This is a genomic window from Streptomyces sp. Je 1-4 4N24 (assembly GCF_026239515.1).
GTDB lineage: Bacteria > Actinomycetota > Actinomycetes > Streptomycetales > Streptomycetaceae > Streptomyces > Streptomyces nigrescens.
The window spans coordinates 4,237,894-4,258,055 of the sequence record NZ_CP110836.1 but is presented as its reverse complement, the minus strand read 5'-3'; the positions used below and the strand labels follow the sequence as shown (position 1 = coordinate 4,258,055).

Below are 20,162 nucleotides of genomic sequence, written 5' to 3'. Positions count from 1 at the left end.
CGCCGTCTCCCTCATCTCTTCACCCGGATGCAAAGCCTCTCAGATCATGCCGGACCATCGTCTCCGGCATGCGTGCCGGAGGCCACTTCGGCAAGCCGCCGGTGCTCGGCGGCCTTGGCTTCGTGGATTGCCGCCATCCGCAGGTGGTACTCCGGCTTGTCGCGTTCGTAGATGTCGGGGATGCCGTCCTGGTCCTCGTCCCGCTCCTCCTCCTCGCACAGCTTCTTGTACTTGGTGTTGCGGACCTTGAGGAGGATGCCGGCGAAGACGGCCGCCAGCAGCGAGCCGATCAGCACCGATGCCTTGATCTCGTCGGTCAGCACCAGGTCCCCGGAGAAGGCGAGTTCGCCGATGAGCAGGGAGACCGTGAAGCCGATGCCGGCCAGCGCGGCGACGGCGAAGACATCCGGCCACTTGAGGTCGGGGTTGAGCTCGGCCCTGGTGAAGCGGGCGGCGCACCATGTGCCGCCGAAGATGCCGAGGGCCTTGCCCACCACCAGGCCGAGCACGACCCCGAGCGTCTCCGGCCGGGTGAAGACCTCATGGACCGCGCCGCCGGATATGGACACACCCGCGGAGAAGAGGGCGAACAGCGGCACGGCGAGGCCGGCCGAGAGCGGGCGGACCAGATGCTCGATGTGTTCACCCGGGGACTGTGTCTCGCCGTCGCGCCGGGTGCAGCGCAGCATCAGGCCCATGGCGACGCCGGCGATGGTGGCGTGCACCCCGCTGTTCTCCATCAGACCCCAGATGACCAGGGCGAGCGGGACGTAGACGTACCAGCCGCGGACGCCCTTGCGGAGCAGCAGATAGAAGATCACCAGGCCGGCTACGGCGAGGCCGAGCGCCAGAAAGTTGATCTCCGAGGTGAAGAAGATCGCGATGATCAGGATCGCGAAGAGATCGTCGACGACGGCGAGGGTGAGCAGGAAGGCACGCAGTGCGGAGGGCAGGGACGTACCGATGACCGCGAGGACGGCGAGTGCGAAGGCGATATCGGTGGCGGTGGGGACCGCCCAGCCCTGCAGCGAGCCGCCACCGATGATGTTGACGGTGAAGTAGACGAGCGCCGGCATCGCCATCCCGCAGAGCGCGGCGATCACGGGGAGCGCGGCGGCTTTGGGGTCCCGGAGCTCACCGGCGACCAGTTCGCGCTTGAGCTCGATACCGGCGACGAAGAAGAAGACCGCGAGCAGCCCGTTGGCGGCCCAGTGCTGGATGGACAGGTCCAGGCCCAGCGTGGCCGGTCCGAGATGGAAGCCGCGGACCGCCTCGTAGCTTCCGCCGAGGGTGTTGGCCCAGATCAGAGCGGCTACGGCGGCGACGAGGAGGAGGATGCCGCCGACGGTTTCGGCGCGGAGCGCCTCCGCGATGAAGTTCCGCTCGGGCAGGGACATCCGCCCGAGGAACGGGGCGCGACGGTTTCCGGGGCCGCTCATGCGCCGGCCTCACTGCGCTCGGCGGGGCGGTATGCGCGCAGCACACGCCTCTTGATCGTTTGCTTGCTGGCCCCGCTCACTGGGTGACCTCCGGCTTTCGGCAGCTGTGTACGGCTGTTGCAGTTGCCGACCAGACTTCCCGGCGCACCCAGAGTTTTAGCGTGTCATTGACGCGTGTCCCACTGTACCGGGCGGGCGCAAACGGCTATCCGGTGACCTCACTTTACGGTCGATCCGGGCGCCCGGCCGCTGGAGGGACGGGCCACGGCCGGGGCGCTCCCGCCGCGCGCGGCCGACGGGCAGGCGGGCCGCCGGGCCACGACAGGCAGGCGGGCCGCCGGGCCGCGACGGGCCACGGCAAGCCGGGCCTGCGACAAGCCGGGGCCATGACAAGGGAGGCCGCGACAAGGGAGGCCGCGACAAGGGAGGCCGCGACAAGGGAGGCCGCGACAAGGGAGGCCGCGACAAAGGGGGCACCCGGCCGCGCCGGCCGGATGCCCCCTGCGCCTTCCGTCCCGCTCAGTCCTCGCTGGCCGCGCTCGGCAGCTTCGCCTGGATCAGGTCCATGACCGAGGAATCGGTGAGGGTGGTGACATCGCCGAGGTCGCGGTTCTCGGCGACGTCGCGCAGCAGCCGCCGCATGATCTTGCCGGAGCGGGTCTTGGGCAGCTCCGCCACCGGCATGATCCGCTTGGGCTTGGCGATCGGGCCGAGCTGCTGGGCGACATGGGCGCGCAGCTCCTCGACCAGGCCCTCGTCCTCCGCCGCACCGCCGCGCAGGATGACAAAGGCGCAGATGGCCTGGGTGGTCTGCGGGTCGGCGGCGCCGACGACCGCGGCCTCGGCCACCTTCGGATGCGAGACCAGCGCCGACTCGACCTCGGTGGTGGAGATGTTGTGGCCGGACACCAGCATCACGTCGTCCACCCGGCCCAGCAGCCAGATGTCGCCGTCGTCGTCCTTCTTGGCACCGTCGCCGGCGAAGTACTTGCCCTCGAAGCGCGACCAGTACGTGTCGAGATAGCGCTGGTCGTCGCCCCAGATCGTGCGGAGCATGGCCGGCCAGGGCTCGGTCAGGACGAGGTAGCCGCCGGCACCGTCGGGGACCTCGCGCGCACCGTCGTCCACGACGGTCGCGGCGATACCGGGCAGTGCCACCTGGGCCGAGCCGGGCTTGGTCGCCGTGACGCCCGGCAGCGGGCTGAGCATCATCCCGCCGGTCTCGGTCTGCCACCAGGTGTCGACGATGGGTGTCTTGTCGGCCCCGATGTGCTTGCGGTACCACATCCATGCCTCGGGGTTGATCGGCTCGCCCACCGACCCGAGGACGCGCAGCGACGACAGATCGAACTTCGCCGGGATGTCGTCGCCCCACTTCATGCAGGCGCGGATCGCGGTCGGCGCGGTGTAGAGGATCGTCACGCCGTACTTCTGCACGATCTCCCACCAGCGGCCCTGGTGCGGGGAGTCGGGCGTGCCCTCGTAGAGCACCTCGGTCGCGCCGTTGGAGAGCGGGCCGTAGGTGATGTACGAGTGGCCGGTCACCCAGCCGACGTCGGCGGTGCACCAGAAGACGTCGGTCTCCGGCTTCAGGTCGAAGACCGCGTGGTGGGTGTACGACACCTGGGTGAGGTAGCCGCCGGTGGTGTGCAGGATGCCCTTGGGCTTACCCGTCGTGCCGGAGGTGTAGAGGATGAACAGCGGGTGCTCGGCGTCGAAGGCCTCGGGCGTGTGCTGGTCGCTCTGCCGCTCGACGATCTCGTGCCACCAGACGTCCCGGCCCTCGTGCCAGTCGATGTCCTCCTGGCCGGTACGGCGCACGACGAGGACGCTGCGGACGTTCTCCGTGCCGGGCTTGGTCAGGGCGGCGTCGACGGCGGGCTTGAGGGCGGAGGGCTTGCCGCGGCGGTAGCCGCCGTCGGCGGTGATCACCACGCGGGCGTCCGCGTCATTGATACGGGTCGCCAGGGCGTCCGCGGAGAAGCCGCCGAAGACGACGGAGTGCGGGGCACCCAGGCGCGCACAGGCCAGCATGGCGATGACCGCTTCCGGGATCATCGGCAGGTAGATGGCGACCCGGTCGCCGCTGCGCACACCCAGCTCGGTCAGCGCATGGGCGGCCTTGGAGACCTCGCGCTGGAGCTCGGCGTAGGTGATCGCGCGGGAGTCGCCGGGTTCGCCCTCGAAGTGGATGGCGACCCGGTCTCCCAGGCCGTTCTCCACATGCCGGTCCACGCAGTTGTAGGCGACATTGAGCTTGCCGTCGGCGAACCACTTCGCGAAGGGTGCGTTGGACCAGTCGAGGGTCTGGGTGGGCGTGGTCTCCCAGGACAGGCGTTCGGCCTGCTCGGCCCAGAAGCCCAGCCGGTCTGCCGCGGCCTGCTCGTACGCGGCAGCCGTGACGTTGGCGTTCGCGGCCAGATCGGCGGGCGGCGCGAACCGCCGCTCCTCCTTGAGCAGGTTGGCCAGGCTTTCGTTGCTCACAACTTCTCCCAATCCCAGGGCGTCCGATGTGTCCCCAGGTCATAGCTCATCAGCCCACGCCGGGCCCTGACAAGGGCTGTGGACAAAAATTGGTGTAGACCTATCAGTTCGTGGTCCGCGCCAGGGCTGTTGAGGAGAAGCCGCGCAGGTCAGACCGTCGCCGGCGCCGGTTCGCCGCGTACCGCGCAGAACCGCCCGGCGGCCTCGTCGAGCACATATGCCTGGGCCTCGCCGACATGGAAGTACATGCCGTGCAGGGCGAGCGTGCCCTCGGCCACCCGGCGGGCCACACACGGGTGCGCCCGGAGGTGGTCGAGCTGCTGCATGACGTTGACGAGTGCCAGCCGCTCCTGGTCGTCGCCCACCGGCCGCCCGCTGAGAGCGACTTCACCCCGGCCCAGCCGTCCGATGCGCTGCATACGGGCCAGACTCGGCCGGCCGTGCCGCAGCCAGCGGGCGAGCGGGGTCGGCTCGGCGTCTTCCGGTGCGGCGGCGCCCAGCAGCGCCGCCATGGCGCCGCACCCCGAATGCCCGCACACCGTGATCGAGCTGACCCGCAGTACTTCCACCGCGTACTCGATCGCTGCCCCTACGGAGTCGCAGGAGGCGTCCGAGCCGGGCGGCGGCATCAGGTTGCCGACATTGCGCACGGTGAACAGATCGCCCGGCCCACTGGACGTGATCATGCTGGTGACCAGCCGGGAGTCGGCGCAGGTCAGAAACAGCTGGGTGGGCCGCTGGCCCTCGCGCGCCAGCCGGGACAGCTCCTCGCGCACCAGCGGAGCCGTGTGGCGCTGGAATGCGGAGACCCCGCCCAGCAGTTGGCTGCCGCTGCTCTCCGAAACCGCCGCCCGCTCCGGGGCGGGACGGGTGCAGTGATGGTTGCGCCAGGGCGTCCACGGCCGGCAGGAGTGCGCACCGGCCTGCGCGGCGTTCGTCCGGCCCGAGCGGCCGCTGAGGGTCACCCGGCCGCCGTGCGCCCGGTGGGCGGCCGACCAGGACTGCAGCGCCTCGTAGGCGGCATGATCCATGAACGAGCCGCACACCTCGACGACGACATCGGTGTGCGCCGGCACCTGCGCCAGCGCCCGGGTCAGCCGCGGCACCGCCAGGAACGTCAACTGCCCGCTGACCCGCACCAGGTGGCCGTCGGCCTCCTCCGTGACCGTGATGCGGGTGTGCGTCAGCCGGCGCAGCGCCAGGAAGACCGCGACCGCGATGCCCGTCACCACACCCTGGAGCACCCCGAAGAGGACGACGCCGCCCAAGGTGGCGGCATACACCGGGAATTCGCGGTGCCGCTGCACATGCCGGATGTGCGCGAAGCTCACCATCCGTACGCCGACGATCATCACCAGTGCGGCGAGCGCGGCCAGCGGGGTCATCTCCAGCGCCGTGGCCAGCAGGCCCGCGCACAGCAGCACCCATACGCCGTGCAGCACGGTGGCGCGCCGGGTGACCGCACCCGCCCGCACATTGGCCGAGCCGCGCATCGCGCCCCCGGAGACCGGCAGCCCGCCCAGCAGCCCGGAGACGGTATTGGCCACCCCCTGGCCGGCCAGCTCGCGGTTGAGCTGCGCACGCCCCGTGGGAGCGTCCGGCCGCTCGGCCGCCAGCCGGTCCACGGCCAGCGCCGACAGCAGCGACTCCATGCTCGCGACGAGGGTGACGGTCAGCACCGCGGCGGCAAGAGCCGGAAGGGACCCGTCCGGAAGTACCGGCAACTCGGGCATCCGCCAGGACGGCAGCTCCACCCTGGCCACCTCCGTCCCCGCGCTGACGGCCGTCGCGGCGAGCACGGCGGCCAGCGGGGCGGGCAGCACCCGCGCCCACCGCCCGACGCGGCCCGGCAGCCGTCCCCAGCCGAGGAGCACGGCGACGGTGACGGCGCCGATCAGCAGCGCGACGGCGTGCGGGTGCGCCAACTGGCCGGGCAGCGCGGCGGCGTTGTCGAGCGCCGAGCTGTCCGGGCTGCCGCCGAGCACCACATGGAACTGGCCGAGGGCGATGGTGGCCCCGATGCCGGCCAGCATGCCGTGCACGATCGCCGGACTGATGGCCAGCGCCGCACGGGCCACGCGCAGTGCGCCCAGGGCGATTTGCACGAGCCCGGCCAGCACCGTGATGGCGCAGGTGGCGCGCCAGCCGTAGCGCTGCACCAGATCGGCGGTGACCACCAGGAGGCCGGTTGCCGCGCCGGTCACCTGGAGCGGGGCGCCGCCGAGCAGGCCGGCGACGATCCCGCCGACGACCGCGGAGACCAGACCGGCCTGGAGCGGGGCGCCGGTGGCCAGGGCGAGGCCCAGGGACAGCGGAACGGCGAGCAGGAAGACGACGGCCGAGGCGGAGAGGTCGCGGCGGACGGCCCGGCCCCTCTCCGGACGGGTGCCGGGCCCCGAGGGCATATGGGGGCCGGGAGCGATTTCGGTGCGGTGTGGTGTGCGCGGCGGCTGCGGCGGCGACTTCTCGGTCTGCGACATTCCCGTCTCCTCCGGGGCGACGCGATCGCGCGGGGCGCGATCGTGGGGCGGCGGTGTACTGCGGCGGGACGTGAGCCGACCGGCGGTCGTCGCCGTTGGGTGACGGTCCGGTGACTCTCAAGCTTCGGTAAATGAACCGTAATGAGAGGTAAAGGTAAGGAGAAGCTTTTGCAGGCATTCGCCGCAATCCTTCCCCCTATCTGGTGAACAGGGTGACTTTCGTCTTGTGGTTTTCCGCTCTTTTCTTCGTGCGGGAAGGTGTGCGCGGTGATTTCGACGCACCACTCGGAAGGCGCTCACCGGTGCCGTGAATGAGGGGCCGGCTGTTCAGCCGCGACGTAGAACGGGCTGCGGTCCGGCTTATGGGCGGGCGTTGCCGGCGGGTCGGGCACCTAAGCGCGAATGGGCGGGCGCCGAAGGGCGGCGGGGCGGGCGCCGAAGGGCGGCTGGGCGGCGTACCTGCCCTGTGCCTCTCCGGGCCCGCCCGCGCCGTCCCACAGGTCAGGCGGGCTGTGGCGTGGCTGCTCCCTCGGAGAGCACGAAGGAAGGGTCGACCTGAGCGGCGAGGTCGACCCCGGTCTTCGCATTGCCCCAGCTCTCCGCGTTCTTCAGGTGGAAGTGGACCATCTGCCGGGTGTAGCGCTCCCAGTCGCGGCGCCCGTAGGCGGCGTCGGCTGTGTGGTGCAGCATCTCCAGGGCGTGCCGGTTGGCCTCCTCCAGGTGGTCGAAGCGGGCCGGGCGGCCCTTCTCCATGGCGCGCACCCAGTCGGAGTGGCCGACGGTCACCAGCAGATCGTCGCCGGCCTCGTCACGGAGGAACGCCAGATCCTCCGGGCCCTGCACCTTGTTGCCCACGACCTTCAAGGGGACGCCGAAGTCCCGTGCGTACTCCTTGTACTGGCGGTAGACAGCGACGCCCTTACGGGTCGGCTCGGCCACCAGGAAGGTCATGTCGAAGCGGGTGAACATCCCGGAGGCGAAGGAGTCGGAACCGGCCGTCATGTCGACGACGACATACTCCTCACGGCCGTCCACGAGGTGGTTCAGGCACAGCTCCACGGCGCCGACCTTGGAGTGGTAACAGGCCACACCGAGATCGGCCTCGGTGAACGGCCCGGTCGCCATCAGCCGCACGGCGGCGCCGTCGAGGTCCACCGTGCGGACGCAGGCGTTGTAGACGGGGTTTTCCTCGCCGACCCGCAGCAGTCGCGAGCCCTCGCCAGGAGGGGTGGTCTTGATCATTGATTCGGAGGACGGGATCCGGGGATTGCTGCCGCGCAAGTAGTCCTTGATCAGCGGCAGATGGGCACCCATTGCGGGAAGCGCGGCGGCCTCCGCCTCGTCGAGGCCGAGGGCGGCGCCCAGATGCTGGTTGATGTCGGCATCCACGGCGATCACGGGGACCCGGGAAGCGGCGAGATGCCGGATGAACAGGGAGGACAGGGTGGTTTTGCCACTGCCGCCCTTGCCTACGAAAGCGATCTTCATGTTCACCAAGGGTAATCTTGATCTCGCTCCGAGTGAGAGGGCCGGGTGAGGAAGACCACTCCTTCGAGGGGTCCGGCCTGGTGGTGCGTAGGGTCGTACCCATGGCTGGAATCTCCCGGGGGACGCCCCCCGAACCCCCGCAAGCGAGCGCCGACCCGCTCGTGACCCTGGCCTCGCTCCCGGGAGTCGCCGACTCCGTGGACTCCGTACGCAAGGGCGTCGACCGGGTCTACGGGCACCGGGTCATGCGACGCCGCAGCAATGAGGTGACGTCCGAGGCGGCGCTGCGCGGAGCGCGCGGTTCCGCGGCCCTCTCGGGAGCCGACTGGGCGCTCGAAGAGGTCCGGCGCCGCACCGACTTCGGCGTCGAGGGCGAACCGCGGACGGTCGGCGCGGCCCTGCGGCTGACCGCCGAGGCCGGGCAGCTGCTCAGTGTGTGGCGGCAGTCGCCGCTGCGGGTGCTGGCACGGCTCCACCTGGTGGCCGCGTCAGGCGCCGGGCGAAGTGCCGACGAGCCCGGCCGTGCGGCAGACGAGACGGTGGGACGGCCCCGGCTGGGCGCCGAGCCGGTCGACGAACCGCTCATCGAGCTGCCGCTGCCGAATGCCGACGAGGTCGCCGGGCGGCTGGACGGGCTGGCGCGGCTGCTCCTCGCGGGCAGCGAGGCGCCGGCGCTGGTGACCGCGGCGGTGGTGCACGGCGAGCTGCTCGCCCTGCGGCCGTTCGCCACCTGCAACGGGCTGGTCGCGCGGGCCGCGGAGCGGATCGTGCTGGTCGGCAGCGGGCTGGACCCGAAGTCCATCTGCCCCGCCGAGGTCGGGCACGCCGAACTGGGGCGCGCGGCGTATGTCGCGGCCCTGGAGGGCTATGTCTCGGGGATCCCGGAGGGCGTCGCGGCGTGGATCGCGCACTGCGGACGCGCGGTGGAGCTCGGCGTACGGGAGAGCACCGCTGTCTGTGAGGCGCTGCAGCGCGGCGCGGCATAAGGGGCGACCGGGCGAAACCCTTTGGGCGGCGCTCGAAGAATTCCGGAAGGATTGCTTCATTCGGCCCTGAACAAGAGATGCGGCGGTACCAATCTGTGGTACCGCCGCTGGCATGTCCGCCGGGTTACCAAGCGTGCTCGAATATTTGCCCATCAGGTCGGAATCTTCGTCCGGTTACCTGGTGCGGCTGGCCCGCAATCGACGGGTCGACGTCGCGTGGGTGCCCGGCATTCATGCATCGGTCCGTGGGCCACTTCCTGCGTTAAAGGTGTTCCTCTCGGATGTCCTTGGTCTCGCGGGCCGTTAAGTCCTTTGTACTACTCGGGCGGGGGAAGCGGAACCCCGTGCCCCAGATCTTTACGTTTGGCTTCAAACGCGGGCATTACGGGCGGTGCGGCCGCTCCGGCCAATAAGGAGGCGCGGCTTTGTGATTTTCCGCCGGCTCGCGTACCAGACCAGCGTCGCGGTGGCCATGGCCGCGCCCACCGCGGCCATGGCGGCGAGCACCGGCCGCGAGGGCATCGACAGCGCCGGCAGCCGCTGCTTGAGCGGGACCGGCCGATTGAAGGAGAGAACCGGCCAACCCCGCGCGACCGCCTCACGGCGCAGCGCCCGGTCCGGGTTGACGGCAAAGGGGTGGCCGACCGTCGCGAGCATCGGGACATCGGTGGCCGAATCGCTGTAGGCGTAGCAGCGCTCGAGGTCGTAGCCCTCGGACGCGGCAAGCTCCTGGACGGCCTCCGCCTTGGTCGGGCCGTAGGCGTAGTACTCCACCTCTCCGGTGAAGCGGCCGTCCTCGCCGACGACCATGCGGGTGGCCACCACCCGGTCCGCGCCCAGGAGTTCACCGATCGGTTCGACGACCTCGGCGCCCGAGGTGGAGACGATCACGACGTCCCGCCCCGCGGCATGGTGCTCCTCGATGAGTGAGGCCGCCTCGTCATAAATGATGGGGTCGATCAGATCGTGCAGCGTCTCGGCAACGATCTCCCGCACCTGGGCCACGTCCCAGCCGCGGCACAGTGAGGAGAGATATTCCCGCATCCGCTCCATCTGATCGTGGTCGGCGCCGCCCGCCAGGAACACGAACTGGGCGTACGCAGTGCGCAGTACGGCCCGCCGATTGATCAGGCCGCCTTGGTAGAACGACTTGCTGAAGGTCAGCGTGCTCGACTTAGCAATGACGGTCTTGTCCAAGTCGAAGAACGCGGCAGTACGGGGAGTCGAGTGAGGCACGGAGTGGTTTTCCACGGGGCGAGCATAGGCGCCCACCATTCGGCGTAAGGTGTGGCGCGTGGGTTTGCCTGAGAAGGCTCTCGGGTACACCATGGAAGTCACGGATCGTTCGCGACCGTGCTAACCCGGTCCGGCTCCTCCCCCCCCGAGTCGGCCGTGGGGACGACCCCCGCTCTCCCCCCCGGCGGGGGTCGTCGCATGTCCGGACGCATTTTCCGGCACCGGACGCCGATCCACACTTCTCGTTGCCCGCGCGGCGCCCGCTGTCCCGACGCTTCCATGTCATTACGCACCGTAGTTGCCGCGCTGCTCTGAGGAAGGCTCCCTTGAGCCCCAGAAGTAGCCGCCCTCGCTGGAATAGGTGACAGGGATATTCACAGCCGCGGAGTTGTCCACAATTTCGGGTCAAGATCCACAAGATTTTCCCGATCGCTGCAGCGTAAAAGTCCGCGAGTTCGCGGAGGTGCGAGTTGCGTAGCGACAGGGGGACGGAACGTGGCCGGAATGACGCCATCGGAACGGCTGGTCCACACGGGCGAGGAGCGGGGCGGGCCGCTGATCATCACCGAGGACGAAAGGCTCCTCGACGATCTTTTGCGGCTGTGTGCGGCGGCCGGGGCGCTGCCCGAAGTGGCGCACGGCCTGCCCGCCCGTAGAGGGGACTGGGAAGCGCCGCCCCTGGTGATCATCGGAGCCGACTGCGCGCCCCGGTTGCGCGGCGCCGGACGCCGGGCGGGCGTCATCCTCACGGGGCGGGATGCGGACGATCCGGCCTTCCTGCGGCTGGCCGTCGCCCTGGGGGCCGAGCGGGTGCTGGCTCTCCCCGACGGCGAGCGCTGGCTGGCGGACCGGATCGCCGATGCGGTCGAGGGCGTCGGACCGCCGGCCCTGACGGTCGGCGTGATCGGCGGCTGCGGGGGCGCCGGAGCGAGCACCCTGGCCGGCGCGCTGGCCGTCACCGCAGCCCGCACGGGACGGCGCACGCTGCTCGTCGACGGAGACCCGCTGGGCGGCGGGCTGGACGTCCTGCTGGGCGGCGAGAAGGAAAAGGGCCTGCGCTGGCCCGCCTTCGCCGAATCACGGGGCCGGGTGGCCTGCGGCGCCCTGGCCGAGTCACTGCCGCGGCTGCACTCGCTCCGGATCCTCAGCTGGGACCGGGGCTCCGATGTCACCATCCCGCCCGCGGCCATGCGCGCGGTCATGGCCGCGGCGCGCCGCCGCGGCGGAGTCGTGGTGGTGGACCTGCCGCGCAGGGTCGACGCCGCGGTGGCGGAGGCCCTGGCCCAGGTGGACATGGGTCTGCTGCTCGTCCCTACGGAGCTGCGGGCGGTCGCGGCGGCACAACGGGCGGCCGCCGGGGTACGGAAGGTGCTCGGCGATCTGCGAGTGGTGGCGCGCGGGGCTCCCGGCCGCCACGGACACGGCCTGCCGCCCGACGAGATCGCCCGCCTCATGGAGTTGCCCTTGGCCGGTGAAGTGCCGTGGGAGGCGGACCTGTTGGCCGATCTGTCGCGAGGGGTGCCACCGGGGGCGCAGGTGCGCGGACCGCTGGCGAGATTCTGCACGGCGTTCTGGGAGCGGCTGACGGAGAGCGGGGGAGACGGCGGCGGGCCGCCGGCCGCCGCGGCGCCGGGGCCGGGCGGTGGCCCCGCGAGGGGCACGGGTCCCGGGGCCGGTGCGAAGGGGCCTGCGCCCCTCCCAGTGACGTCCTGTGCGGCCTGCTGGGGCGGGGGCCGGGCATGAGCCAGGGACAGGACTTGCTTCAGGTGGTGCGCCGGCGGCTCGCCGAGACCGGGGCGGAGCCGACACCGGCCCGGGTGGCCGTGGCACTGCGCGAGCAGGGGCGGCTGTTGGGGGACGCCGAAGTGCTGGGCGTGGTGGCCGCGTTGCGGTCCGAGATGGTGGGCAGCGGGCCGCTGGAGCCACTGCTGGCCGCGCCGGACGTCACGGATGTCCTGGTCACCGCGCCGGACGAGGTGTGGGTGGACCGCGGTGGCGGGCTGGAGCGCACGGACGTCCGCTTCCGGGACGCGGCGGAGGTGCGCAGACTTGCGCAGCGGCTGGCGGCGGTGGCCGGCCGGCGGCTGGACGATGCCCGGCCGTGGGTGGACGCCCGCCTTCCGGACGGGACCCGGCTGCATGCCGTGCTGCCCCCGGTGGCCGTCGCCGGGACCTGTCTGTCCCTACGGGTGCTGCGGCCGCGCGCCTTCGGCCTCGCGGAGCTGGTGGCAGCCGGCACGGTCCCGCCGGGCGGCGACCGGCTGCTCCGGGCGCTGCTGGCGGCCCGGCTGTCGTTCCTGATCAGCGGCGGTACGGGCTCCGGCAAGACGACTCTGCTCAGCACCCTGCTCGGCCTGGTCGGCCCGGCCGAGCGGATCGTCCTGGCCGAGGACTCGGCGGAGCTGCGGCCGGATCATCCTCATGTGGTGCGGCTGGAGACCCGGCCCGCCAATCAGGAGGGCGTCGGCCGAGTGACGCTGCGGGACCTCGTACGCCAGGCGCTGCGGATGCGCCCGGACCGGCTGGTGGTCGGCGAGGTGCGCGGTGCCGAGGTCACGGATTTGCTGGCGGCCCTGAATACGGGCCATGAGGGGGGCTGTGGCACGGTCCATGCCAACGCCGCATGCGATGTCCCCGCGCGGCTGGAGGCCCTGGGTTCGACCGCGGGCCTGGATCGGGCCGCGCTGCACAGTCAGCTGGCGGCCGCGCTCTCGGTCGTCCTGCACCTCGTACGCGACCGGTCCGGGCGGCGGCGGATCGCCGAGCTCCATGTCCTGGAGCGGGACCGCGACGGCTTCGTGGTGACCGTGCCGGCTGCCGTCTGGGGCCCGGCCGGCTTCCAAGAGGAGCGCGGCTGGGGGCGGTTGCGGCAGCTGTGTGAGCGGGGCGGGGGTGCGTCCCGATGAGTGTGGCCGCGGTGGCGCTGGTGATCGCGCTGCTCTGCGCGGGCGCCGCCCTCCGGTCGGGCGGTGGCCGGCCGGAGGACGTACGGCGGCGGGCCCGGGCGCTGTTCGGGGGCCGCGGAGAAGCGGACCCGGCAGAGGGATGGCGGGCCTGGCTGCGGGGCGAGGGGGTGCGGAAGTGGTGCGCGGGGCGGCTGGTCGAGGGCGAAGCGGGGCGCCGTTGGAGCGTCGGCCGCCGGTGGGACGCCGGGCGGGAGGTCTGGTGTCTGCCGGCGGGGCTGGTGCTGGGGGTCCTGGGCGGATCGGTGTTCCCGGTGATCGCTTCCGTGGTTGCCGTCTTCCTCGTCCGCCGGTGGCTGGTCACTCGTGGCGCGGGGCGGGCGCGCGACCGGCGGGCTGCCGCGGTGATCGGGCTGTGCGCGGCGGTGGCCGGGGAACTGCGGGCCGGGCGGCAGCCCGCCCAGGCCCTGCTCGCCGTGGGGGCGCCGGGCCTCGGAGCGGAGGGCTCGGCGGTGCTGGCTGCCGCGCGGTACGGAGGAGATGTGCCCCAGGCGCTGCGGGTGGCGGCGCGGCAGCCGGGGGCCGCGGGACTGACCGGCATGGCCGCGTGCTGGCAGGTGGCCGTGGAGGGCGGCGCGGGGCTGGCTTCAGGGCTGGAGCGGATCGCGGCCGGGCTCAGGGCGCAGCGCGATCAACGCGACGAGCTGCGCGCCCAGTTGGCGGGCCCCCGGGCCACCGCGCTGATGCTCGCACTGCTGCCCGCGGCCGGGCTCCTGATGGGCAGCGCCCTGGGTGCCGACCCACTGCGGGTGCTGCTGCACACCCCGGCCGGGTGGGGCTGCCTGGTGGTCGGCGGGCTTCTTGAGTGGGGCGGGGTGGTCTGGACGGCCCGGATCGTCGCGGCCGCGGAAGACGCGTAGGGAGGGGATCGGTATGAGCGCGGAAGTTGTCCACAGGGTGGGGATGGCGCTCGTCGCCATGACGGCGGTGCTGTGTGCCGTGGCGCTGGTGCGGGAGGCACAGCATGGACGCGCCGTCCGGAGACGGGTCTCGGCGGTGTGGGGCGCCGGACAGGACCGACGGGGGAGGGACGGGGCCGGGACCGGATCGTTCGCCCGTGCCCGGTGGCGCCGGCGCACAGCGACGGTGAGGGACGGCGAGTCACGGGACGGCCGACTGTGGGAATGGGCCGGGCCCCTGGGGGCGGCCGGCCTCGTGGTCATCCTCGTCGGTGGCATGGCGGGGGTCCTGGCGGGACTCGCTGTGGGCTATGGGGCGCATCGTTATCTGGCCCGCCAACGGGGCGCGGAGGCGGTCCGTTCGGCGGCCGCGGAGGTACGGGCGGAGCTGGCCCCGGCCGGCGATCTGCTGGCAGCCTGCCTCGCGGCCGGGGCCGGACCGCGGGGATCGGCCGAGGCGGTGGGCCGGTCGCTCGACGGACCGGTCGCCGAGCGGCTGCGCCAGGTGGCGGCGGAACTGCGCCTAGGCGGTGAACCGGCCGTCGTATGGCCACGGTTGGCCGCTCTCCCTGGCGCCGAAGGACTCGCGCGCTCCATGGAGCGCGCCGGGATATCCGGGGTACCGGCCGTCGAGTCGGTGTCCCGGATCGCCGCCGAACTCCGGGCGGAGCAGGCCCGGGCGGCGACCGCGCAGGCCCGACGGGCCGGGGTGCTGGTCACCCTGCCGCTGTCGGCGTGCTTTCTGCCGGCATTCCTGACGCTCGGGGTGGCACCCGTGCTGATCGGCCTGGCGAGCGGCCTGCTGGGGCGTAACTGACCGGCGGGCGCGGCGCGTTCACGGGCCGTTCCGGAGACGGCGGCGAGGGTTGCGGACCGGGCCGGGCCGATGAAAGGACCGGTTCACCGGCCCGGCCGGCCAGGCGGGGCCGGAGGCCACAGGCCATTCAACCGGCAGGTCAGCAGCCCTCCACCAAAGCCATTCACCAAGGTCATTCACCAAGTCATTCATCAGAAGTCATGGATCAGCGGCCCTTCTCAGGGCCGTTCAAAGGGGGTTCACATGTTTCGGTGCGGAAGGTTGCGACGGTGGTGGGCGGGGCTGCGCGCGCTCGGGGCCGACGACCGGGGGATGACCACGGCGGAGTACGCCGTCGGGACGCTCGCGGCGTGTGCCTTGGCCGCGGTGCTCTACAAGGTCGTGACGAGCGGACCGGTGCAGGCGCTGCTGCGGTCGACGCTCGAGCGGGCGATCAATGTCCAGTTCTGACGGCGGTGCCCCGGGCCTGCGGGCCCGTGGCACCCCGCGGACGCGCGACGCCGGATTCGTGACGGCGGAGACGGCCGTGGTCATACCCGTCCTGGTGGCGGTGGTCGCGGCGCTCGTCTGGGGGCTGATGGCGGTCTGCGCCCGTATCGAGTGTGTGGATGCGGCGCGGGCCGGGGCGCGTGCCGCGGCGCGGTCGGAGCCGCGGGCGGCGGTGATCTCGGCGGCCCGTGGCGCGGCTCCACGGGACGCGCGGATCGCGCTGGCACGGGAGGGAGATCTGGTGCGCGTACGGGTCGCGGCCGAGCTGCCCGGTGTGGGGCGGCTGACGGTGCAGGTCACGGGGGAGGCGGTGGCTCTTGCGGAGGAGACGGTGCGGCGATGAGGGCTCGGCGACGGTCTGGACGGTCTTCGCCGCGGCGGCGCTCTGCGCGGTCTTCGTGGCCCTGATCGGTGTGGGCCAGGCCGTCACGGCGCGGCACCGGGCGGGTGGCGCCGCGGACCTGGCGGCGCTGGCCGCCGCGGATCACGCCCTGCGGGGCCCGGCCGTGGCCTGCGCGGCGGCCCGCCGGGTGGCGGCCGCGCAGCACACCCGTTTGGTGCGCTGCGCGGTGACCGGGCAGGTCGCGGATGTCTCGGCCGAGGCGGGCGGCAGCCCGTTCACCTCCCGGGTACGGGCGCGGGCCGGGCCGCCGGGGCGCGGTGACCCGGCGCGGGCACGGGCCGGGCCGGCCCCGGCCGTCGCGGTCCGCGCCCGGCCCGCGGCGGCACCCCCGCTACGTCCCCTGCGGCGCGCCGCGCAACAGCTCGCCCAGCAACCGGATGGCTCCCCGCTTGTGGAGCGGGTCGTTGCCGTTGCCGCACTTGGGCGACTGGATGCAGGAAGGGCAGCCGGCCTCGCATTCGCAGGAGGCGATGGCGCTGCGGGTGGCGGTGAGCCAGTCGGCGGCCGTGTGGAAGGCGCGCTCGGCGAATCCGGCGCCGCCCGGGTGGCCGTCGTAGACGAAGACGGTCGGCAGGAGGGTGTCCGGGTGGAGGGGAACGGAGACGCCGCCGATGTCCCAGCGGTCGCAGGTGGCGAAGAGCGGCAGCATGCCGATGGAGGCGTGTTCCGCGGCGTGCAGAGCGCCGCCCAGCTGCTCGGGATTGACGCGGGCGGCGTCGAGTTGGTCCTCGGTGACCGTCCACCACACCGCGCGGGTGCGCAGCGTACGGGGCGGCAGGTCGAGCTTGGTCTCGCCCAGCACCTCGCCGGTGATCAGCTTGCGGCGCAGGAAGGAGACGACCTGGTTGGTGACCTCGACGGACCCGAAGCACAGCCGGGCATCGCCCCAGGGGATCTCGGTGTCGGTGTCGAGGATGGAGATCGCGGTGGTGTCGCGGGCGGTCGTGGAATAGGGCGGGCTGGCCTCCTCGACGAGCGCCACATCGTCGGCGAGGTCGAGCTGCTGCACGACGTAGGTACGGCCCTGGTGGAGGTGGACCGCGCCGTCGTGGACGGCGGTGTGCGCGGCGGCGGCATCCACGGTGCCCAGCAGCCGCCCGGTACCGGCCTCCACGATCTGCACCGGCGAACCGCCCTGCCCGCGGATGTCGGTGAGGTCGGCGGCGCGCTCGCGGCGCGTCCAGTGCCAGGCCTTGGCGCGCCGGCGCAGCAGGCTCGCGGCCTCCAGCTGCGGCATCAGACCGCCGGCCGCGGGCCCGAAGAGCGGGAAGTCCGATGCGGTGAGCGGGAGTTCGGCGGCGGCCGCGCACAGGTGCGGGGCGAGCACGTAGGGGTTGTCGGGGTCGAGGACGGTGGACTCGACGGGCTGGTCGAAGAGCGCCTCGGGGTGGTGCACGAGATAGGTGTCCAGCGGGTCGTCGCGGGCCACGAGCACGGCGAGCGCGCCCTGCCCGGAGCGGCCCGCCCGCCCCGCCTGCTGCCACAGGGACGCCCGGGTCCCCGGATAACCGGCGATGACCACGGCATCCAGCCCGGAGACGTCCACGCCCAGTTCGAGCGCGGTGGTGGCGGCCAGGCCGAGCAGCTCACCGCTGTGCAGGGCGCGTTCCAGGGCGCGGCGCTCCTCGGGCAGATAGCCGCCCCGGTAGGCGGCGACCCGTCCGGGCAGCGAGCGGTCCACCTCCGCGAGCCGCTCCTGCGCGATCAGGGCGATCAGTTCGGCGCCCCGCCGGGAGCGGACGAAGGCGACGGTGCGCACGCCCTGGACGGCGAGGTCGGTGAGCAGATCCGCGGTCTCCGCGGTGGCGGTCCGGCGGACGGGGGCGCCCTGCTCACCGTGGAGTTCGGTCAGCGGCGGCTCCCACAGCGCGAAGACCAACTCGCCGCGCGGCGAGGTGTCCTCCGTGATTTCCACCACGGGCAGGCCGGTGAGCCGGGTCGCGGCCTGTCCCGGCTCCGCGGCCGTGGCGGAGGCGAGCAGAAAGACCGGCTCGGAGCCGTAACGGGCGCAGATACGGCGCAGCCTGCGGACGACCTGCGCGACATGGGAGCCGAAGACGCCGCGGTAGCTGTGGCATTCATCGATGACGACATAGCGCAGCGCCCGCAGGAAGGAGGACCAGCGAGGGTGCGACGGCAGGATCCCGCGGTGCAGCATGTCGGGGTTGGTCAGGACGTAATTGCCGTACTGGCGGACCCACTCGCGCTCCTCGACGGGGGTGTCGCCGTCGTAGACCGCGGGCCGGACGGCCGGGCCCAGCGGGGCGGCCAGCTCACGTACGGCGCGCCGCTGATCGGCCGCCAGCGCCTTCGTGGGGGCCAGATACAGGGCCGTGGCCCCTCTCCCGTTCGGGGCCTCGGAGCCGTCCAGGAGCGTGGAGAGGACCGGCGCGAGATAGGCCAGGGACTTCCCCGAGGCGGTGCCGGTGGCCACGACGACCGATTCGCCGCGCAGTGCGTGTTCGGACGTCCGTGCCTGGTGGGCCCAGGGACGATCGATTCCGGCCGAGCGGATGGCATCGATCACTTCCGGCCGGATCTGTTCCGGCCAGTCGGCATGGCTGCCGATGCGCGGGGGCAAGTGCTCCGTATGAGTGATGCGCGCAGCGCGGGTCGCGCCCCTGGCGAGACGTTCGAGAATCATGCCTGGGGACGGGCGCGCGCCCGCATCCGGCGGGACTGGATTGGAGGCCATCGGCACCGAGTGTGTCACCGGAGTGACGGACAATGCTTAAAGGGCGTCGTGCACGCCTACTGGTAAGTGATTGAATGCCATCGCGGCTGCCAGATCCGCCCCTACCTTCGGTGGGGAGGCCCCAGGGGGGCGACCGCTCGATAGCAAGGTGCTGGAGGATCCGTGGACCTGTCCCTGTCGACCCGGACCGTTGGCGACCGTACGGTCGTCGAGGTCGGTGGCGAGATTGATGTATACACCGCGCCCAAGCTGCGGGAGCAGCTGGTCGAGCTTGTGAACGACGGAAGCTACCACCTCGTGGTGGACATGGAACGTGTCGACTTCCTGGACTCCACTGGGCTCGGCGTGCTGGTCGGCGGGCTCAAGCGGGTGCGTGCCCATGAGGGCTCGCTGCGCCTGGTCTGCAACCAGGAGCGCATTCTCAAGATCTTCCGTATCACCGGACTGACCAAGGTGTTTCCGATTCACACCTCGGTCGAGGAAGCCGTCTCGGCGACTGACTGACGGTTTTGCCGGTCCCCCGCGCCACCAGGCGCGGGGGGAGGAAGAAGTGGGGGGTACCGGACGGAGGTCCGGCCCCCTGCGTCGCACGCCCGCATAACGAGGGGGATGGCATGGCCACCGTCGAACTTCGCTTCAGCGCCCTTCCCGAGCATGTCCGCACCGCGCGTCTGGTCGCGGCTGCTGTGGCACGGCGCGCGGGGGTGGACGAGGCCGTGCTGGACGAGGTGCGGCTCGCCGTCGGTGAGGCGTGCAGCCGGGCCGTGGGCCTGCACGAGAGCCATGAGATCGCGGCTCCGGTGCGGGTGCTCCTGATCGAGGACGAGAAGAAGTTCTCGATCGAGGTGGGCGACGGGGTGACCGGCGACTCCGGTACGGCGCGCGGCGCCGACGAGGCCGAGGGCGTCGCGGAGAGCGATGCCGAGGGCGAGGACGAGATGGGTCTCGCCGTGATCAGCGGGCTGGTCGACGATGTCGAGGTGACCGCCGGCAAGGACGGCGGGCTGATCCGCATGACCTGGCCCACCACGACGGCTGCGGTCCTGCCGTAGCGCTCCGGCGATGCGTCAGCGGGATGCCTCCCGATCCGCGCTGTCCGTAGGTGACGCGGCACGAACCGTCACGTCCCCAGATTCTCCACGCACCGGCGCCTCAGATTCTCCACGCACCGAGGCCTCCAGGACGCTGACGGTGGCTGTGGCGGGCTCGGTCACGGCAGTGGCGCCGCCCGGCCGTGAGATCGCCGGAGAGACGTCCATACGGCCTTCTGCCGCGCCTCTGGCCCTGTGATGGCCCCGGGCGCCCCCTGACGGCTCTTGAAGGCTCTGACCCCGTGCACACCGACGTGTGTCGGCCCTGCGTCCTGTGCACCCCGTGAGCCCCGTGAGCCCCGTGTGACTGTGCGACCCGACGGTGCCCCGGACCGTCACCGGGCACGGACCGGGGGAGCCCCACCGGCTCGCCCCGGGCTCCGCTCCTGTCTCATGCTCCTGTCTCATGCGTTGCGATCCGGACTCGATCTGACGGCTCTTCATCGGGTGGCGGGGAGCGGTCCGCGCGCTCCGGGTCACCCGTTCGGCCGTAGTCGGGCGGAACAATTCTCTCCGGTGTCCCGCACACCTCAATCGGCCCAGGCTCCGGGGCGGCGTCCTTGAGCAGCGGCGATCAGTGGGCGATCCATGGGCGATCAGTACGACAGAGAGATCATCGGGCAGTGGTCAGCGAATTCGCTGCTTTCCTTCGTCCGGGCGAATTGCGTACCGCGTCGGCCTTTTGATCTTCG

The 20,162-nt window shown here is 72.1% G+C and carries 15 protein-coding genes and 1 pseudogene; 10 read left to right on the top strand and 6 right to left on the bottom strand.

Going from position 1 to position 20,162, the window contains the following annotated elements:
• Nucleotides 1–44: 44 nt before the first annotated feature.
• The 4 genes from nhaA to SLV14N_RS18285 form a co-directional block, all read right to left on the bottom strand.
• Nucleotides 45–1,439 (bottom strand): Na+/H+ antiporter NhaA, encoded by a 1,395-nt coding sequence (gene nhaA, locus SLV14N_RS18300; protein ID WP_263270209.1) that lies wholly within the window; start codon nt 1,437–1,439, stop codon nt 45–47.
• A 519-nt stretch (nt 1,440–1,958) separates the two neighbouring features.
• Complete coding sequence (gene acs / locus SLV14N_RS18295) at nt 1,959–3,923, bottom strand: acetate--CoA ligase (protein ID WP_263270208.1); 1,965 nt, start codon at nt 3,921–3,923, stop codon at nt 1,959–1,961.
• A 149-nt stretch (nt 3,924–4,072) separates the two neighbouring features.
• Entirely contained in the window at nt 4,073–6,403 is a 2,331-nt protein-coding gene (locus SLV14N_RS18290; RefSeq protein WP_263270207.1) for a bifunctional SulP family inorganic anion transporter/carbonic anhydrase, read from the bottom strand.
• Nucleotides 6,404–6,904: 501 nt separating this feature from the next.
• Nucleotides 6,905–7,891, bottom strand: coding sequence for an ATP-binding protein (locus SLV14N_RS18285; RefSeq protein WP_263270206.1), 987 nt, complete (start codon nt 7,889–7,891; stop codon nt 6,905–6,907).
• Between the two features lie 101 nt (nt 7,892–7,992).
• Between SLV14N_RS18285 and SLV14N_RS18280 the strand changes: the two genes are divergently transcribed.
• Complete coding sequence (locus SLV14N_RS18280) at nt 7,993–8,877, top strand: oxidoreductase (RefSeq protein ID WP_263270205.1); 885 nt, start codon at nt 7,993–7,995, stop codon at nt 8,875–8,877.
• A 369-nt stretch (nt 8,878–9,246) separates the two neighbouring features.
• On the opposite strand, the gene SLV14N_RS18275 is transcribed toward SLV14N_RS18280, so the two are convergent.
• Nucleotides 9,247–10,152: an HAD family phosphatase gene (locus SLV14N_RS18275; protein WP_263270204.1), complete on the bottom strand. Its 906-nt coding sequence runs from the start codon at nt 10,150–10,152 to the stop codon at nt 9,247–9,249.
• Nucleotides 10,153–10,617: 465 nt separating this feature from the next.
• Here SLV14N_RS18275 and ssd point away from each other — a divergent pair, with 465 nt between their 5' ends.
• The 7 genes and pseudogenes from ssd to SLV14N_RS18240 all read left to right on the top strand — a co-directional run.
• A complete protein-coding gene (gene ssd / locus SLV14N_RS18270) occupies nt 10,618–11,856 on the top strand; it encodes a septum site-determining protein Ssd (RefSeq protein WP_263270203.1) in 1,239 nt (412 codons plus the stop codon).
• Nucleotides 11,853–13,019 (top strand): TadA family conjugal transfer-associated ATPase, encoded by a 1,167-nt coding sequence (locus SLV14N_RS18265; protein WP_263270202.1) that lies wholly within the window; start codon nt 11,853–11,855, stop codon nt 13,017–13,019. The genes ssd and SLV14N_RS18265 overlap by 4 nt, the downstream gene beginning before the upstream one ends.
• On the top strand, nt 13,016–13,936 hold the full coding sequence (locus tag SLV14N_RS18260) for a type II secretion system F family protein (RefSeq protein WP_208681970.1): 921 nt from the start codon (nt 13,016–13,018) through the stop codon (nt 13,934–13,936). The genes SLV14N_RS18265 and SLV14N_RS18260 overlap by 4 nt, the downstream gene beginning before the upstream one ends.
• A gap of 13 nt (nt 13,937–13,949) precedes the next feature.
• The gene (locus SLV14N_RS18255) at nt 13,950–14,792 is read left to right on the top strand and encodes a type II secretion system F family protein (protein WP_263270201.1); all 843 of its coding nucleotides are present in this window, start codon (nt 13,950–13,952) and stop codon (nt 14,790–14,792) included.
• Between the two features lie 243 nt (nt 14,793–15,035).
• Nucleotides 15,036–15,242, top strand: a complete 207-nt coding sequence (locus SLV14N_RS18250; protein ID WP_208681968.1) for a DUF4244 domain-containing protein — start codon at nt 15,036–15,038, stop codon at nt 15,240–15,242.
• Nucleotides 15,229–15,624 (top strand): TadE family type IV pilus minor pilin, encoded by a 396-nt coding sequence (locus tag SLV14N_RS18245; protein ID WP_263270200.1) that lies wholly within the window; start codon nt 15,229–15,231, stop codon nt 15,622–15,624. The genes SLV14N_RS18250 and SLV14N_RS18245 overlap by 14 nt, the downstream gene beginning before the upstream one ends.
• Nucleotides 15,599–15,871: pseudogene (locus SLV14N_RS18240) on the top strand (Rv3654c family TadE-like protein); the annotation flags it as partial. The gene SLV14N_RS18245 and the pseudogene SLV14N_RS18240, both read left to right, overlap by 26 nt.
• A 144-nt stretch (nt 15,872–16,015) precedes the next feature.
• Here the strand turns inward: SLV14N_RS18240 and SLV14N_RS18235 are convergent.
• Nucleotides 16,016–18,379, bottom strand: a complete 2,364-nt coding sequence (locus SLV14N_RS18235; RefSeq protein ID WP_263270199.1) for a DEAD/DEAH box helicase — start codon at nt 18,377–18,379, stop codon at nt 16,016–16,018.
• 162 nt (nt 18,380–18,541) lie between these two features.
• Here SLV14N_RS18235 and bldG point away from each other — a divergent pair, with 162 nt between their 5' ends.
• Entirely contained in the window at nt 18,542–18,883 is a 342-nt protein-coding gene (gene bldG, locus SLV14N_RS18230; protein WP_018089983.1) for an anti-sigma factor antagonist BldG, read from the top strand.
• Between the two features lie 110 nt (nt 18,884–18,993).
• A complete protein-coding gene (locus SLV14N_RS18225) occupies nt 18,994–19,431 on the top strand; it encodes an ATP-binding protein (RefSeq protein WP_208681964.1) in 438 nt (145 codons plus the stop codon).
• The last annotated feature ends 731 nt before the right edge of the window (nt 19,432–20,162 follow it).